Origin of the sequence: Enterococcus sp. AZ149 (assembly GCF_051714285.1) — a bacterium.
Classification (GTDB): domain Bacteria; phylum Bacillota; class Bacilli; order Lactobacillales; family Enterococcaceae; genus Enterococcus_D; species Enterococcus_D entomosocium.
Genome location: NZ_JBIORO010000001.1, coordinates 1,739,908 through 1,755,049 on the forward strand (window position 1 = coordinate 1,739,908; position 15,142 = coordinate 1,755,049).

18 protein-coding genes are annotated in these 15,142 nt (G+C 40.2%); 13 read left to right on the forward strand and 5 right to left on the reverse strand.

Features of this window, described 5'->3' with window-relative positions; all coding sequences use genetic code 11:
- Positions 1 to 52 precede the first annotated feature (52 nt).
- The 4 genes from IGI94_RS08140 (at position 53) to IGI94_RS08155 (ending at position 4,358) form a co-directional block, all read left to right on the forward strand.
- Complete coding sequence (locus tag IGI94_RS08140) at positions 53 to 754, forward strand: hypothetical protein (RefSeq protein ID WP_438899623.1); 702 nt, start codon at positions 53 to 55, stop codon at positions 752 to 754.
- Between the two features lie 23 nt (positions 755 to 777).
- The gene (locus tag IGI94_RS08145; protein ID WP_429967495.1) at positions 778 to 1,446 is read left to right on the forward strand and encodes a hypothetical protein; all 669 of its coding nucleotides are present in this window, start codon (positions 778 to 780) and stop codon (positions 1,444 to 1,446) included.
- Between the two features lie 15 nt (positions 1,447 to 1,461).
- Entirely contained in the window at positions 1,462 to 2,310 is an 849-nt protein-coding gene (locus IGI94_RS08150) for a sce7725 family protein (RefSeq protein ID WP_016611778.1), read from the forward strand.
- A gap of 1,637 nt (positions 2,311 to 3,947) precedes the next feature.
- Positions 3,948 to 4,358 carry a hypothetical protein gene (locus IGI94_RS08155; protein WP_016620133.1) on the forward strand — a complete coding sequence of 137 codons (411 nt, stop codon included), beginning with the start codon at positions 3,948 to 3,950 and terminating at the stop codon, positions 4,356 to 4,358.
- Between the two features lie 160 nt (positions 4,359 to 4,518).
- Here the strand turns inward: IGI94_RS08155 and IGI94_RS08160 are convergent, their stop codons facing one another.
- Positions 4,519 to 4,905 carry a hypothetical protein gene (locus IGI94_RS08160; protein ID WP_016620132.1) on the reverse strand — a complete coding sequence of 129 codons (387 nt, stop codon included), beginning with the start codon at positions 4,903 to 4,905 and terminating at the stop codon, positions 4,519 to 4,521.
- Between the two features lie 213 nt (positions 4,906 to 5,118).
- Here IGI94_RS08160 and IGI94_RS08165 point away from each other — a divergent pair, with 213 nt between their 5' ends.
- The 4 genes from IGI94_RS08165 to IGI94_RS08180 all read left to right on the forward strand — a co-directional run bounded on the left by IGI94_RS08165 (position 5,119) and on the right by IGI94_RS08180 (position 6,536).
- Positions 5,119 to 5,487 (forward strand): hypothetical protein, encoded by a 369-nt coding sequence (locus IGI94_RS08165; RefSeq protein WP_016611785.1) that lies wholly within the window; start codon positions 5,119 to 5,121, stop codon positions 5,485 to 5,487.
- Positions 5,488 to 5,523: 36 nt separating this feature from the next.
- Positions 5,524 to 5,802, forward strand: a complete 279-nt coding sequence (locus IGI94_RS08170; protein ID WP_016611786.1) for a hypothetical protein — start codon at positions 5,524 to 5,526, stop codon at positions 5,800 to 5,802.
- Complete coding sequence (locus tag IGI94_RS08175) at positions 5,799 to 6,086, forward strand: hypothetical protein (RefSeq protein ID WP_005226077.1); 288 nt, start codon at positions 5,799 to 5,801, stop codon at positions 6,084 to 6,086. Before IGI94_RS08170 ends, IGI94_RS08175 begins: the two co-directional genes overlap by 4 nt.
- A 96-nt stretch (positions 6,087 to 6,182) precedes the next feature.
- A complete protein-coding gene (locus IGI94_RS08180; RefSeq protein ID WP_005235929.1) occupies positions 6,183 to 6,536 on the forward strand; it encodes a DUF2200 domain-containing protein in 354 nt (117 codons plus the stop codon).
- 313 nt (positions 6,537 to 6,849) lie between these two features.
- On the opposite strand, the gene rsgA is transcribed toward IGI94_RS08180, so the two are convergent.
- Together rsgA and mgtE are read right to left on the reverse strand one after the other, a co-directional pair.
- On the reverse strand, positions 6,850 to 7,791 hold the full coding sequence (rsgA, locus tag IGI94_RS08185) for a ribosome small subunit-dependent GTPase A (protein ID WP_438899624.1): 942 nt from the start codon (positions 7,789 to 7,791) through the stop codon (positions 6,850 to 6,852).
- A gap of 152 nt (positions 7,792 to 7,943) precedes the next feature.
- A complete protein-coding gene (mgtE, locus tag IGI94_RS08190) occupies positions 7,944 to 9,308 on the reverse strand; it encodes a magnesium transporter (protein ID WP_016611788.1) in 1,365 nt (454 codons plus the stop codon).
- Positions 9,309 to 9,717: 409 nt separating this feature from the next.
- Between mgtE and IGI94_RS08195 the strand changes: the two genes are divergently transcribed.
- Entirely contained in the window at positions 9,718 to 10,704 is a 987-nt protein-coding gene (locus IGI94_RS08195; RefSeq protein ID WP_016611790.1) for a DNA/RNA non-specific endonuclease, read from the forward strand.
- Positions 10,705 to 10,736: 32 nt separating this feature from the next.
- Here IGI94_RS08195 and IGI94_RS08200 read toward each other — a convergent pair whose 3' ends face one another.
- The gene (locus IGI94_RS08200) at positions 10,737 to 10,991 is read right to left on the reverse strand and encodes a LexA family protein (RefSeq protein ID WP_016620130.1); all 255 of its coding nucleotides are present in this window, start codon (positions 10,989 to 10,991) and stop codon (positions 10,737 to 10,739) included.
- Between the two features lie 396 nt (positions 10,992 to 11,387).
- On the opposite strand from IGI94_RS08200, the gene IGI94_RS08205 reads away from it, so the two are divergent.
- On the forward strand, positions 11,388 to 11,873 hold the full coding sequence (locus tag IGI94_RS08205; protein ID WP_005235922.1) for an AmiS/UreI family transporter: 486 nt from the start codon (positions 11,388 to 11,390) through the stop codon (positions 11,871 to 11,873).
- Between the two features lie 15 nt (positions 11,874 to 11,888).
- Here the strand turns inward: IGI94_RS08205 and IGI94_RS08210 are convergent, their stop codons facing one another.
- Complete coding sequence (locus tag IGI94_RS08210; protein WP_086332390.1) at positions 11,889 to 13,133, reverse strand: glycosyltransferase; 1,245 nt, start codon at positions 13,131 to 13,133, stop codon at positions 11,889 to 11,891.
- A gap of 161 nt (positions 13,134 to 13,294) precedes the next feature.
- On the opposite strand from IGI94_RS08210, the gene IGI94_RS08215 reads away from it, so the two are divergent.
- The 3 genes from IGI94_RS08215 (at position 13,295) to IGI94_RS08225 (ending at position 15,072) form a co-directional block, all read left to right on the forward strand.
- Positions 13,295 to 13,687, forward strand: coding sequence for a hypothetical protein (locus tag IGI94_RS08215; protein WP_008379958.1), 393 nt, complete (start codon positions 13,295 to 13,297; stop codon positions 13,685 to 13,687).
- Between the two features lie 61 nt (positions 13,688 to 13,748).
- Complete coding sequence (locus tag IGI94_RS08220; protein ID WP_051013026.1) at positions 13,749 to 14,288, forward strand: sigma-70 family RNA polymerase sigma factor; 540 nt, start codon at positions 13,749 to 13,751, stop codon at positions 14,286 to 14,288.
- Positions 14,278 to 15,072, forward strand: coding sequence for a hypothetical protein (locus IGI94_RS08225; RefSeq protein ID WP_005235915.1), 795 nt, complete (start codon positions 14,278 to 14,280; stop codon positions 15,070 to 15,072). Before IGI94_RS08220 ends, IGI94_RS08225 begins: the two co-directional genes overlap by 11 nt.
- Positions 15,073 to 15,142: the final 70 nt, after the last annotated feature.

Sequence of the window (15,142 nt, forward strand, 5' to 3'; positions counted from 1 at the left end):
TTTGTCTAAATTTGAAAAGTTCTGTAAAATAGGCGCCAAAAGGAGGGATATCATGAACAAATGGCGGTACTTCTACTATCCTTGCCAATTCGGCTGGCACGCAGCACTTCGTAGGCGCAGTTTGCTGATGAGTGGTGTATTGGCGATTCTTCTACTGATCATTGCCATCTTTGCAAAGAATTGGCTAGTTTTTTTTCGTCAATGGCTGCGCTACGAAACAAATAGTGGTGAGAATCAGATGGATCTCACATATGCCAGTTGGCTTTTCTTTTTGCAATTGCTGCGCTTCGTACTTAGCAATCTAGCTATAGGATTGATCGCCGCCTTTTTATGGCACTGCAATCACATGTATCGTTTTCATTTGATGGGGGAGGAGCAGCAATCTCTGAGTATTCGGTTGTTGTTAGGACAGTCTCCGTTGGTGGTCACCTTAGAAGAGCTTTTCTTTGTAGGCATTCAAAGCATTGTTATTGGTTTGATAGGGCTTGTCAGCGGTTTGTGGTTTAGTCAAAAAGCACTGCAGGATTTTTTTCATTTCTTTCATCTTCCCGCAGGCTTTACTTTTGAATTTCCCTTTAAAGGTCTATTAATCACGCAACTTGTGTGCTCTTGCTGCTTTTTTTGTTACGATTCCGCGGCACAAAGAGGACGGTTGAAGAGATTCTCGGTAACGGATGCCCGAATGAGTGAGGGGATGATAGGTTGCTTTTATTTCCCTCTTTTAAAATGCGAACATATGTTTTATAATAGGTGAAACAAGATAAAGGTCGTGAATTTGTGAAGACATCCTTAACTTTAGAAATGGAAGAGGCACTTTATTATTATTGTCGTGAAAACAGTGATATTGTGGTAGAAGAGGTAGTCATGCCAGATGATCACGGCATCGTGGATACTTTGAGTTGTCGCTTGACGACTGAAAATACATTTGAATGGCGTTGCTACGAACTCAAAGTTAGTTTGGCAGATTTTCGCTCAAAAGCAAAACTATCCTTTATTGGGAATTATAATTATTTTGTCTTACCCAAGACATTGTATGAAAAAGTCAAAGATCAGATTGCACCTACAATTGGTGTTTTGGTCTATCATGCATTTCTTGAAAAAGAAACGGGCAGCAAAGGGTATTTCAGTGTCGAAAAGAAACCCCAACGGCAAGAGCTGCAGGTTCCAGAAAATGGCTTATTGTTTCGGTTGATTTCGGCACAAGCGAGAGAAGTCGGCAAAGCAAAACAGACTGCTCGAGGATTGCGGGTATTTTCAACAGAACGTTTGTACCAAGAACTGAAGAAACGCCAGCCTGAGTATGACTTGTTCGGTGGTGGAGTCAATTACTATGATCGATTTATTGAAGATACTCAGCTGCAAGCGATCGAAGCCTTGAAAGAAGAATTGGCCGCTACGAGAGCAGCCTATGAAGCGCTGGAAAAACGTTTTTTATCAGGCAAGTAAGAAGGAGAGAAGAAGATGTACTTCCCGTATATTCGTGGAAAACAATTTGATTTATTGGCGTTGAAAGCACTGTTGGAACAAGATCGCTTGTCAGAAGCGATCCAGCCGATCATTGAACCGGTCAAGCAATCAAAAACGTTTTGGACGACCATTGACCTGTTTCAAAGGAAGCAGCATCCTTTTTATCTTGTTCGCAATCCACAGGCTGGGGCTTTTCTGACTGCAGAGGGGTTAGCAGAGTTGCAAAATGTTGCTGCCCCTAAAGCAATGATCGTAGATCGACCCATTGAAACAGTGGAAGAAACGCCTGATCTTTGGATCGTTCATCAAGCGGACCCAGCACTCGCTAGTGATTGGCGGGAAAATACACTGCCGGTGCTGGTAGGCAAAGAGTTTCGTTTGTTAAATAAAATCAACGGCCCGAAACTACTGATGGAAGATCCGTTTACACGTTTACCTAAAAATAGTTTTTATACAGAATGTCCGGACGAAGGGTTTTCAAAAACCCATCATCTTTATCAAAAATTGGGTTATGCTGGGTTTAGTGATTTTTCTGTCGATAGCAAAATTTATTATGAGCACAGTTATCCCTCAAAGCGGTTGGTTTTGCATTGGATCTATCCGACAACTGAGCAAGATTTGCGAATCGTTCACTTATTTTCTGAGGAAGAATTACCAAATCAGAAAGAAAAATTTTTCGAAGTCATGGAAGCTTTGTTACAGCATGAAGAAGAGTATCCTACACAAACAGCTGGGCTGCAGCTATTAATTGCTGCCTATCAGCAAAGGTCGTTTCCAGGTATGGGCGTTATTCGGAAAGCTGCGGTTATGAATCACTTGGAACTCGTCAGTCGTCTTATTTAGTCGCTATACGCATACGATGGTAAGCTCTAACAAAATACTGCCATTTATTGTACAAAACACCTTGATTGCACCCATTGTTTTCAGGATAGTGATAAAATCAGGGAAAAGGAGTTGGCGCTCGTGGGAACAAAAGATAGAGAATATTATCGAAATGAAGGAAAAGAATTTGAAAAAAATAAGAAAAACCTGCTTATTCGACGTTTAAATCAACTAATCATTGTTTTGGTCGTTTTGATCATTGTCTTTTCGGCGATCCTGTATTACATAGTTTGAAACTTTCCGTAGCTGTCATTGCTTTATTAGCAGCAACAAAAAGAAAACTGTACTTAGATGACTGTGATCCCTTGATTAGGACTCGCTATGGGAATCGGATCCGTTTAGGTGAAAACTGAACGCAACTCAACTTTTGTTGTTTATCGTTGCTGGTTTGCCTGTGATCAAGATTCCCATTAGGCTATTTAGTTAGCACAAATTTGGCTGGGTTATGTACGAATCATTACTGATAAAATCGTGAACAGCGATTCATTAAGCACTGAGTGATTCATTGAGATTGGCCAGCAGTTGCAAGCAATGTTTGAATTCAAAGATTCAAGGATCAACAAGATCAAATACAGACAAAGGTACAGATATAATTTGTCAATTGATTTTCTTGTCAGTCGTAAAATAAACAAAAATCTTAAACTATCGCTTAAATAACCGTTTTTTTTGGATTATGCTGGTATTTAGGTTAATTTGAAGGAAATAATCATGAATAAGAGAGAGGAGAGTCGCACAATTACTAGCTAAATACGGTGTTCAAAAAATTTTTTATTTTAGTTTACATAATATATATTATACAAAGTTACATTCAAAAAAGGGTTCGTGCCATTCTAAATAGTTCAAAACAATTTTGTATCATTTTACCTCCCTCCGAATGACTTTTATCAGTAGATTGTCGCTAATGCACCTAAAATTCAATTAAAACTAAGAATTTCTTGTTTTACATGTTCTTCAGATTCTTTTTTTGATTTGCTGATTAACAGATTGATAACTGTCTGGTAGCAAGTACTTGCGGATTCGTCGTCCTACTTTCTTTATCTCAGCAAATACAGATTCAAGCTATCAGCCTTAGCCTTGATTTACGAACCAATCGGTTTGATTGTATGCTATAATCATTTTGAAAATCTTTGAGCTTTTTTCTCGAACTTTATTCATATATAGCCAATCCGTTTCAAAGTTCTAACACTAGTGCTTAGATGTTGCAAATGCTAACAAATACCCGTTACATGATTCTATAAAAAAGAACCCTAAAATCAGGTAGATAACTTAGGATATTTCGTTGGCAAGTAAAATCAAACCAGCAGCTATCCAGAAGCTTATTTTTCCATTTCGTTGACTGGTGAACGGACTTTGCTTCAAATTGCCACTAGTCAGGATGAAATACATAATCATGCTGAATGATATGAGCAAAATAATTTCTACCCCTAAGCCTAACCATAATCGCTCATTGTTTATTATTGTCATTTTATCACCTCAACTCATTTTAGGCAGACTACTGATTTGCCTAGTCTGCAGCTTGTTTTTCCATTTGTGTAATTAATACCCGATAAAAGCAATTTCATAAGTATGGCTGACAATTCCTAAAAAGGAGAATAAAAATGAAAACGAATAATCAATTAAAGCTAGCCTTTTTACCAAAGCTATGGGCGTCACTCCTCTACTTACTTTTCGTGTTCACAGCCCTTTTCCTCTATTTATCAAAGTACTTGGACATTTCTTTCTTTACTTCGAGGTATGCTGACTTTTATCTTCATATCTCCAATTTTTCGATTAGTTTGATTATTGGCTTACTGGGGTACTTTTGGCTTCTCGTAGGTGCGCCATTTAAAGCCGTCACGCTATTGACCCTGCTCTTACTCATTGCCAATCTATTGAGCGAGACTGTCTTTGGCTTTATGAACACCCCTGATCGAATCGATTTACTTTTTGGTATTGCAGGAACGCTCATCGCATATTTTACTTTGGCAATGATCAAAAGACACGGTTTAGTCAAGAATCAATCGTTTTGATTTAAACAGTCATGACTTCTCCTTATATGATCCCCTCGTTACTTAGGTCTAACCTATTTTTTTGGGAAAAGAAACACCTTGCTGCAGTTATTTAGCCGCAAAAAAGCACTCAATAAAGGGAGTGCTTTTTTGCGTTTCCATTGGCGATACTTTCGTATGGCTAGTCACTTGGCAGCCAATACAATGGACTTAGCTGTAGATTTTCCCAATACGGGTTGTGAAAACCTATCAAATAGTGCAAAGCTAAATACCCGAAAATCATAAAGCCAAATGACAAAGTCACGATCCGTCCCCAACGTGGTATTTCTTTGATAAATAAACCTAGCATACATATCAATAAGGGAAACGAATAATTAAACAGTAAATTACTTCTAATATTTTGGTTCAGAGGATCCTTCATTATTTTGTCATTTAAGCCCCAACTTATGCCGACGATCACAAACATAAGCGCCAGAATAGTCAATCGTTTGCGATCAAAAAGCCACTGTTCTTTATCTTTCCTACTTGCAAAGTAGATCGTAAGCAGGACCACGATTAATCCAGACATACTATTCTCCTTTTTCGCCAGCTATTTTCCAAATCGTTCATCGTCGCTTCAGGATAAATTATAACAGATATAGTGCAAAAAAACGATACCCACCACTAGCCCCTTGTTTGATGCCCTTTTTAGATGTTTCATAGAAGAATCAGAAATTTAAAAATCTGTTCGCTTTACAAAAGAGAACGTATGTTTGTATTATATAGATAAGAGGTGATTGCTATGGGTATGCTACAACCATATGAAGATCGAAAAAAGCTAAAGTGGCAAGGATTCTTTTTATCTGAGCATACAACTGAAATTGAAGAGGAACCGACACGTAAGTTTGATTGTCCACCTAAGCCGTCACTCACAACGGAAGAAATCAATCAGTGTTTATTTGAAGCCATGAAAAAGAACCTAACTGTGGCGATCCAACGAGAAGAAGTTAATGAAGAAGGCGGCTATCCTCCAGATATTATCGGGAAAATCAGCGGTTATGACCCATTAGGTATTTATTTGACGGGAGAAACAACGGAAAAAATCCATTATGATGAGATTCGTCACGTTGCTTTTTATGAAGAGAAAAAATGGTTTGATCTCAACGAATGATCCGCTTTTTACTACTTACTAAAGGAGGAATACCTGATGGAAACACAAAAAGGATCTGTCTCAAAAATAAGAATCGTCTCCTTTGCCCCCTCCCCTTTGGTCCGCTTTACACTAGGTACCACCAACTGTTTGATTGCGAAACACAGTTTGAATTTTTTAGGGGATGTTGATGACGGTATGTTTCTAACCGTGGGCGGCTATTGGAATAAGCGCCGTCAATTCGTGGTGCAAAAGTATACGGTGTACGGCAAAACGAAAATCATGTTGGATATCGATGCCTATCGACAAAAAACAGTAAAGGCGGGTTCATTATGAGAGCAAGAGACCTCTTGACAGCACTGACAACGTCGTCGAGTGCAGCAGATTACCAAGGAATTTATTTAACTTACAAAGAAAACCTGATTCCTTTTACGACGATCGCCCAAGATAGCCATAACCAATTGATTTTATTTTTTGAACCAAAAAAACCCGCTCTGACGCTGAAAGAATTATATACACAGCTAATGCTGCATAAGAATTTGGACTTACTCTATTGGGATGGCGAGTCACGTCAAAAAGTTCTAGGGTTTCGTGAACAAGAAGAAAAGATCATTCTTTAGTCCCCTCGCCTATTTTTGGCACACAACAAGTGTCGAAAATCTCGGCAAAACGAAGAAAATAAAGTATACTTTGTGTAAAGACTAAAGGAGTATATCATGAAAAATCAAAAGATCACCCAAATGAGTTTCGCGAAAGTCTATCCCCTATATATTGCCAAAGCAGAGCGGAAAAATCGAACAAAAGAAGAAGTGGATCAGATTATTACCTGGCTGACCGGTTATGACCAAGAAACGCTGCAACAGATGAATGAAGAGCTTTCTTTTGAACGTTTTTTTAGTCAAGCCCCTCAGCTCAATCCCGCACGAAAGCAGATCACTGGTGTCATTTGCGGCATTCGGGTAGAAGAGATCGAAGAGCCAATGGTCCAAGAAATTCGTTATCTAGATAAACTGATCGATGAACTGGCGAAAGGAAAAGCCATGACGAAAATTCTGCGCTCTGCTGAATGAGGCGATTTTTTTCGAGTTGCTATTTAAGAATCAACGCTTTATACTTGAAATACCTTGGCAGGGGCAAATCATTGCTCAAAACACAGTGGGAAAACACCCCACTGTGTTTTTTTATACTGACTTTCTTGACGGTAGCTTTCAACCAGACAGGCGTTCTTAGCTTAGTTCAACCATTTAGCATGTAGTGCCCAGTGGAATTGGCCGACTTTTCGTGAAAACACAAGGACATTGTCTACGTCCCTCTTCTTTACTCAACAAGACTCTCTTAACACGTACAAAAAAGCACTCCTCTTAAAGAAAGGAGTGCTAACTTTTACTTTTTCAATTCTTTGATCTGTTCTTTTCGCTTCAAATACGCCAGTTCTTTTTCCATTTTACGATAGCGGGCGAAAGCTTCTTCTGAAAGTTCACCGGCAGCAATGGCCGCTTTGACCGCGCATTTCGGTTCTGTTTCATGACGACAGTCTCTGAAAAAACAACCTTCAGCATACTGGCTGATCGCTTCAAAGGATTGGTCGATCGAAGCTGACCGGACGGTACTGATGCCAACTTCCCGCATGCCAGGAGTATCAATGATCATTGCGCCAGAGGACAGAGTGAACAACTGGCGACTCGTCGTCGTGTGTCGTCCTCGACTATCCTCTCGTATGTCATTGGTTTTTTGAACGTCTTGCGCCATAAGCTGATTTAATAAGCTGGACTTTCCGACCCCAGATGAACCGATAAATTCGCTGATCTGTCCGTCAGAAAAATACGTTTCCATCAGCAATTCGTTTGGTTCAAAAATGGACGTAGCAAATGTTTTCACACCAAATGCATCGTTTAATGCTTGCAGCAGCTCTGCTTTTTTATCAGCAGTAACTTGATCGGCTTTGGTCAAGAGAATCACCGGATTAGCCCCACTGTCCCAAGCGATCGTTACAAAGCGCTCTAACCGAGCCAAATTGAATTCTTCATTGGCACTAGTTGCAATAAAAACTGTGTCGATGTTCGCCGCAATGCCTTGCTCGTCCGTGCGATTTCCAGCTACTTTTCGTTGTAAAAAACTTTTTCGTGGCAGCAAAGCATCAATCAAGAAATGATCTTGATCGTACACCTGTCCTTGTACAAAATCACCAACGATCGGATAATCCTTTGGCGCTAGTGCCTGTTGGCGAAATTTTCCTGAAACCGTTGCTAAACATTCTTCTCCTGTGGTCAAGCGGACTTTTGCAATATCTTTGGCCTGAAAGACCACAATTCCTTGTTTTTCCATGATTTCCCTCCAGTTAGTTAGGAGGCCGCACTTAAAAAGAGAAACCTCCGAGTTGATGTTGCTTCATTTGATTTGTCATAAGACATTTCCCCTTTCTATGTTGTGCTCATCATGTGATGTCGCTTTATTATACCACCGGAACGGACAGTATGCTAAAGCAAATGACCCAAAAGAACATTTACTGAAACGAAGTAGATAAACAAGCCGGCGATATCTTTGATCGATGTGATGATCGGTGCCGAACCGGCTGCTTGGTCGATGTTTAGTTTAATCAGTACAAACGGGACTAAGAAGCCAAGTGCTGCGGCTAAGGTCATGGCAAAAACTAACGAAATACCAACAGCCACACCTAACATCGGGATTCCTTGCCAAAGTGATGCAGCAGCCCCAGAGATGACCCCTACGATCAAACCTAGACTTAAGCCGATCCAAACTTCTTTAAAGAAATGGCGAGTGAAGGTCGAAAGATCAATATGCCCTAATGACATCCCGCGAACAAAAACAGTTGAGGACTGTGTACCAACGTTTCCACCCATATCCATGATCAAAGGGATAAAAATCGCAACGGCTGCCACCGATTCCAATGTTTGTTCAAATTCATCAATGACTACCCCAGCTAAAAGACCGGCAACCAAAGTGATCACTAGGAACGGCAATCGGACTTTCCAAATTTGCCAAAGGGTGCCGTTGATCAGAACGTTACTACGGTCTGCTTCATTAGAAGCAACATCGACTAAACCAGCGGCATTAAACATGTCTTCTGTCGTTTCTTGCTCGATGACATCGATGGCGTCATCGACAGTGATGATCCCAACGATTCGCGATTCCTTGTCTACGACTGGTAGCGCAATGATATCTAGTTCATTTAGCAAACGTGCCGCTTCTTCCTGGTCCGTGTCCGTGGTAACATAAATAACTTTTTGGGACATGATTTCACTGATGAGTTGATCCCCTTGCGCCATTAAGAGATCTTTCAGCGACAAAACACCTTCTAATGTTTTCGTTTGATCAGTAACATAAAGCGTATAAATCGTTTCTTTTTCTTTGGCTTGCATTCGCACTTTTTCTAACGCTTGATTGACCGTCATATTTTTTTTCAATGTGATGAATTCCGGTGTCATCAAACGTCCAGCAGTCTCAGCCTCATACCCTAATAAGAGGTTTGTTGCAGCACGTTCATCCGGTGCCATTGATTGTAAAAGTTTTTGTGTTACGGTCGCTGGCAACTCATCCAAGAGTCTTACTCGGACATCTGGTGCCATTTCGTTCACAAACTCGGTTGCCCGTTCATCGGTGAAAGAGCGTAATAAGTGTTGTTGTGTAGCTGGTGTCAAATCTTCAAACAGGATAAGTGCTTTATCTTTTGGTAATAGTCGGAAAACGATCACTTTTTCATCCGCGGATAAATTGCTGAACAATTGTAACAGCGGCAGCTCTTCCATTCCTGATACGAGTTCTTTTAATTTTTCAGAGTCTTTCTGATTTAAATAATGTAAGATGGTTTCTTGCTGGTTCATGGGATACACTCCTTCTCCTGTAATTTTGCTCAAAGAAAGAAAGGAAATCGTTCAGAAAATTGTCCAGATTTCTTTCGTTTGAAGGTTGCGTGCTATACAGCTGAAATTTCGTTCCGCAGCTGGAGATGCCTGTTATTAAAACAAGCATCAAAGGGAAATAGCAACAACTTTATTCATTATATCACATAGTTTTTTTAAAACATGAAAAATTTGACTTGCAAATAAAAAAAACCATTCAGGCATGTTCCCTTGGTAAAGAAAGTGGGTTAAGAACATTTGAGATCAAAAAGCAAAAGAAACCTGAAAGTTCTGTAAAACGCTCCATGCAAATGGTATGATGAATGGGTTGCAGTTTTTTTACTCCCCGTTTATGCTAACTATACATCAATGAAAAGAGAGGCAAAAAAAGATGGCAAAGAAAAAAACATTTATCGGATCGGTCACTGCGCTTCTCGCACTCGCAGCAGTCGGATTTAGTCTCCTACACAGTAATGATCTATTCCCAAATCACAAAACACCATCATCAGAAGTGGCAATCACTTCTGCTAAGGATATTCGTGCAGATGAGCTGGCACAGTTAACTTACCAAGGCACCCAAACGATTGAAGTCAATCAGAACATTCCTGAGTTTTCAGAAGATGATCTTTCCCTTGAAAATGGCGCCTGGGAAGCATACGGCGACCTCGATCACCTCAATCGTGCGACCTCTGCTGAAGCAATGTTGAATCAATCCTTGATGCCCACGGAAAAGCGTGGCGATATTTCCAGTGTAAAACCGACAGGTTGGCGTAATAAACAGCTCCCTAATGGGAAATATTTATATAATCGAACCCACTTGATTGGCTTTGCTTTAGCTGGCGAAAATGCAAACTGGAAGAATCTGATCACAGGGACAAGTCAGTTGAACAATCCCGAGATGTTGCGCTTAGAAATGGATATCAACTATTATCTCAAGCAAGATAAAAATCATTATGTCCGATATTCCGTCACCCCGATCTATCGCGATGACGAGCTGGTTGCCCGTGGGGTACAGATGCAAGCCCAATCTATTGGCGAGGATACGATCCAATTCAACTATTATATCTTCAACATCCAAGATGGTGTCACAATCAACTATGCGGATGGTAGCAGCGAGATTTCCAACGAAGATATGACGCAGCCGGAGAATGCTACAAGTAGTGAAAACAACACGACAACAGCCACTTCTCAAAGCAGTGAAACAGAGGAAAAACAGAAAGAATATGTCGATCAACAAGGAAACGGTTTGATCAAAGGATCAAGAAGCGGCATCTATCATTTGCCCGGATCTAAATACTACGAGGATACTACCAACCCGAAAGAATGGTTCAAAACCATCGCTGAAGCGGAAGCTGCCGGCTACCGTGCACCAAAATAAAAAAGCCTTAGGCTTTTTTATTTTGGTTTTATTTATTCTTCGTTGGCTTGTGCTTGTCGCAACACTTTGACATAGGCCTTCCCTTCGTCTGTAAAACGAACCGAACGTGACTTAAAGCGATAAGCTCGGTAAATCAGGCCTCTTTTTTCAAGACGCAATAAATGACGATAAACCAAAGAAGTTGTTTTTATCTCTTCATTGGCACAGATTTCTCGTATGGTAGGTGCGCAACCTTGAGCTTGCATATATTCGTCAATAAAAAGTAAGATTCGATCTTTTCTCGGCATAATTCCTCCTTTCCGCAAAACAGTCTTCACTGCTGCAAATTCGTAAAAACCGATAAGCTACTGCCTCGTCAGCTTTTTGTCCAATTAATACACTGAAAATCTATTGTTCCTCTCTCTTTTCCCATTCTTCCAACGAGTTAAAGTTCCTTTTAAACGCTGGAATTTTCCCCTTAACGAGAAAAACATCGGCAAGCAGCGCTCTTTGTTATTGATTTTATCAAATTTAACAGCAAAAAATAGTAAATTTGAAAATTATTTTCCTTTTTATTGACATAAAAATAAATAAAGGTATTATTTTTTCTTGGAATTTGTTATTCTAAATTTAAGTAAAGGAGGATTTTATGTTAGGGATCGGCTTATTTTTTGTTATTCTAAATTTAAGTAAAGGAGGATTTTATGTTAGGGATCGGCTTATTTTTTGTAGGAATTACTTTGATAATCAACGGCTGGGGAAGTTTACTTCACATTGACTATCGTTCACTTGCTTTAATTAATCTTTTTACAGGTTCGTTATCTTTCATTATCAATCTAATCTATATGCTCCAAGGTGCTTATTATGAAGCAGGCACAGGCTTTCTCTTTGCCTTCACGTATTTACTAGTAGGAATTATTTATCTCTTTGGTTTGGATCTACGGATTTATGGAATTTTTGCGCTATTCGTAGCCATCAATACCTTGCCTTTTGCCTGGGTCTCTTGGCAATGGGAGCAAGATCCCCTTTTTGCACTGATTTGGTTAACATGGGGAGCATTATGGTTTTGCGGCTTTTTGGATACGATCGTGAAGGTAAACTTTGGTCGTAAGATTCATTATTTTGCGATCGCTTGCGGTATCTTCACTACGTGGGTCCCAGGTTTGCTGATGCTATTAGATCTCTATTAAACAATAGTGATTATCTCAATGATAATCACTATTGTTTATTTCTAAAAAGTGCTCAATCTCCTGCATCGCCTTCTGAGGACCATTTGTCGGGAAATGATTCTTTAGCTGGCAGGCTTGTTGGCAAATCTTCAGATCTCCAACCTCTGTCAGAGCAGTTTCCAGCTTTTTCTCAGTTACTGGTTTTGTCAGTGCAATTGCATTGCCATACGCCACGCAGTACTGAATATTGCAGCTTTGCTCATAGTGCATCCCGATTCCGATAAACGGCTTCCCAGAGGCACAAGCTGTTTGAACAGTCCCTTCCCCACCATGGATAAAAGAAAAATCGATATGCTCATGCAATAGATGACTTGGCAGATATTCGGTCAGGAACAAATTCTTTGAGACGTTGTGTTTCCCCTTGAGTAGATGAGTAACCGGAGCAATGATCGCTAGTTCCGAACGGTTTTGTAAGAAAGCTAAGATTTTTCGCACCATGCGCGGATTCCCCGAACTGCCCATTGCAAAATAAACGATTCGTTTTCTTTCCCGCCGCTTTTGTTCAATAAAAGTCAACACTTCTTCTGGCAAGGACGCCCCCATCTTGGCAAAAATCGGCCCCACGATTCGATAATTATCTGGCAGCAGCTCTTTTGTTATAAAGCGTTCAGGAGTGGTGATGAGATTTAAATCAGCGTCCATCATTCGTAAGCTCGTTTCAGGCATAGAAAGTTTTTCTGTTTGGGCAGCGTGTTTGAATGCTCGGGGCATCCAGCGGGATTTTACCAATTGTTTTCTTGTCCAATACCAAAGTGGTTTCCTTAACGGTCCGAAGAAACGCAAACTAGAAGGGATAAACGCGCTATCTGATCGAAAAAAGGGATCACTCATCGCATAGGGTTTTACGTAGACTAAGGGAATCTGTTTGCTGCGAGCAGATAGAAAGATCGTGACATTCGATCCAGTTACAATCACCTGAGGAGCAAGCTTGTCGACCAGTTTTTTTTCGCTCAGGATACGCGCAGCAACCATCTCTTTGGTGAAGGGATTTTTGAATGAGCGCAGTTGATCTAATTTTATGATCTGTTCCTCTTGTTTTTCTGTCAGAGTCGGCGTCAATAAATGGTACGTAAAACCACTTTCAATGATAAGTGAAGCAAAGGTCTTTGAAAAACCAAAGAACTCACAGTGGTGATTTCCTTGCATTTGTTTAGCGACTTCGATCATCCGTGTCGTTTCAGCCAAGTTGAATACCGCAGGTGCAAAAAGAATCATTGGCATGCAATCCTCCTCATGTATCGAGTCCATCCACTCGTTTCTTTCAAGTATACTAAAAGAGCGCATACTTAGGAGAAGTTTTTTGCAGACCTTCTCGTTCATCTTTTTACATTGTTTAACTAAAAATTTGCTATAATAAAGAAAACCTTTCAAGGAGTAAACCAATGCGAAAAAAAATATCTTCCTTGCGGCTTAGTATATTCTCACGCGGGCTCATTCTCTTTGCTTTCTTTTTCTTGATTCAACAATTGAGGGAAATGGTTGTTTCTGACTTTGCACTTTTTCCTTCTCTGGCATTCATCCAAATTCTCTTGATGATCCTTTCAACCTTTCTCATTAGCAAGTTTGTTAAAAAACGCTCGTGGCGGCAAGTGCTTTTTGGCAGCTACCTATTCATCATCGGCTCGCTGTTTTCTTTCCGGCTAGCAAATAATCCATTGGAGCTGCAAGCAGCCACTCTTTATATGATAGGCGCTTTTTTTGGTGGCATTCTTTGGGAGTATTTGGCACAGCGCTTAGCAACAGATCTTATGGCCAAAGAACATGAACCTCGTTAACAGAGGTTTTTTTCTTTTTCTGATAGAAAAGACAAAAATTCTTCGTATATAGTGTGAAGGGGTGAAAAAGGTGCAGGATGAAGAAATCATTAAACGAATCAAAAAGAAAGACTATGCCGGCTTAGAAGAACTGTTAGCTGTTTATGGTGATAGCATGCTGAGGACGATTCATAGTGTCCTCTCCCAACCGCATGAAGTGAGCGAGCGCCAAGATGTAGCGAACGAAGTTTTTTACGAGGTTTGGCAAAAGATTGCTGCGTATCAACCTGACAGAAGCCGCTTGATTACTTGGCTGCTTTTGATCAGTCGTAGTCGTGCGATTGACCACAAGCGAAAGTTGAACAAGCGCTCATTGGAAGAAAAACCTGTTGATGAGCAGGAACTAGCTATTGAAGAATCACCTTTAACAAAGGAAAACTTTTTGGGCTTTATTGAAGACCTTGAAGCCCTTGATCAAAGGATCTTTCTGCTCTACTATTTTTATCAGGAATCACCCGAAACCATCGCAGAGCAGACGGACTTAAATGTCTCAGCAATCTACAATCGTCTTTCCCGTGGCCGCAAACGCTTAAAAGAAAGGATGACTATCGATGGATTTTAAACAGTTAGTCTTAAATGAAAATAAATCACTGATAAAAGTAACTGAACAAGAAAAAGCAACAACCTTCGAGCTGTCCAAACAATATGTTTTCTTGCAAGATCTATTAGAGGAGCTTCGGACGCTTTTAGCAAAAGACGAAACGATTCTTGGCTATCTGCCTTTGACGCCAGATGGAAACCTCGCCTTCGCCAACCAAGGGCTTGGCGCCTATGCGTATGCAACAACTGAGAAAGCAAAAGCATACCGTGACATCTTTCATGATACCCGCGGCAATCGTTTGTTGGTTTTCACAGAAACCCGAATGCTTTTTCTGGTCATCATCGACTATTTAGAAAGTAACACCTATTTCAGTTACCCCTATGAGAACATCAAGGCGTTCACCATCAAGCCAAGAAAGCTGATGAAGCACGAATCACCAGAGGATAAAGAACAATTCCATTGGGGCTATTTCGACTTTCAAGCGGGGACGCACATTTTCTCAGAAGTGCTGACGAAAAAAGACTACGAATTATTTACGTCCTATCATGAATCGATCCCTGCACTCAAGAAAATTCCAATTCAAAACAAAATTTACAGAGCAGCCAAATATCAGTATTTCTTGAGTAATTGGCATTTCAGTTTTCGCTTGATGACCATTTTCAACCTGCTTTTTCTGCTGCTGTTTGTATTACTGATTCTCGGATTTTTCTTACACTTTGGTCCACTGAAAGGATTTTATTATAAGGATCTATTGGATATAGGTATGATCATTTCCCTTTTGTATAGTAAGAATATCTTGCCATAAAAAAAGACTGCCGTTCCTTCCTAATCATTTCTTTGATATCAATTGAATAAAGCACCAGATTTTCTACGGA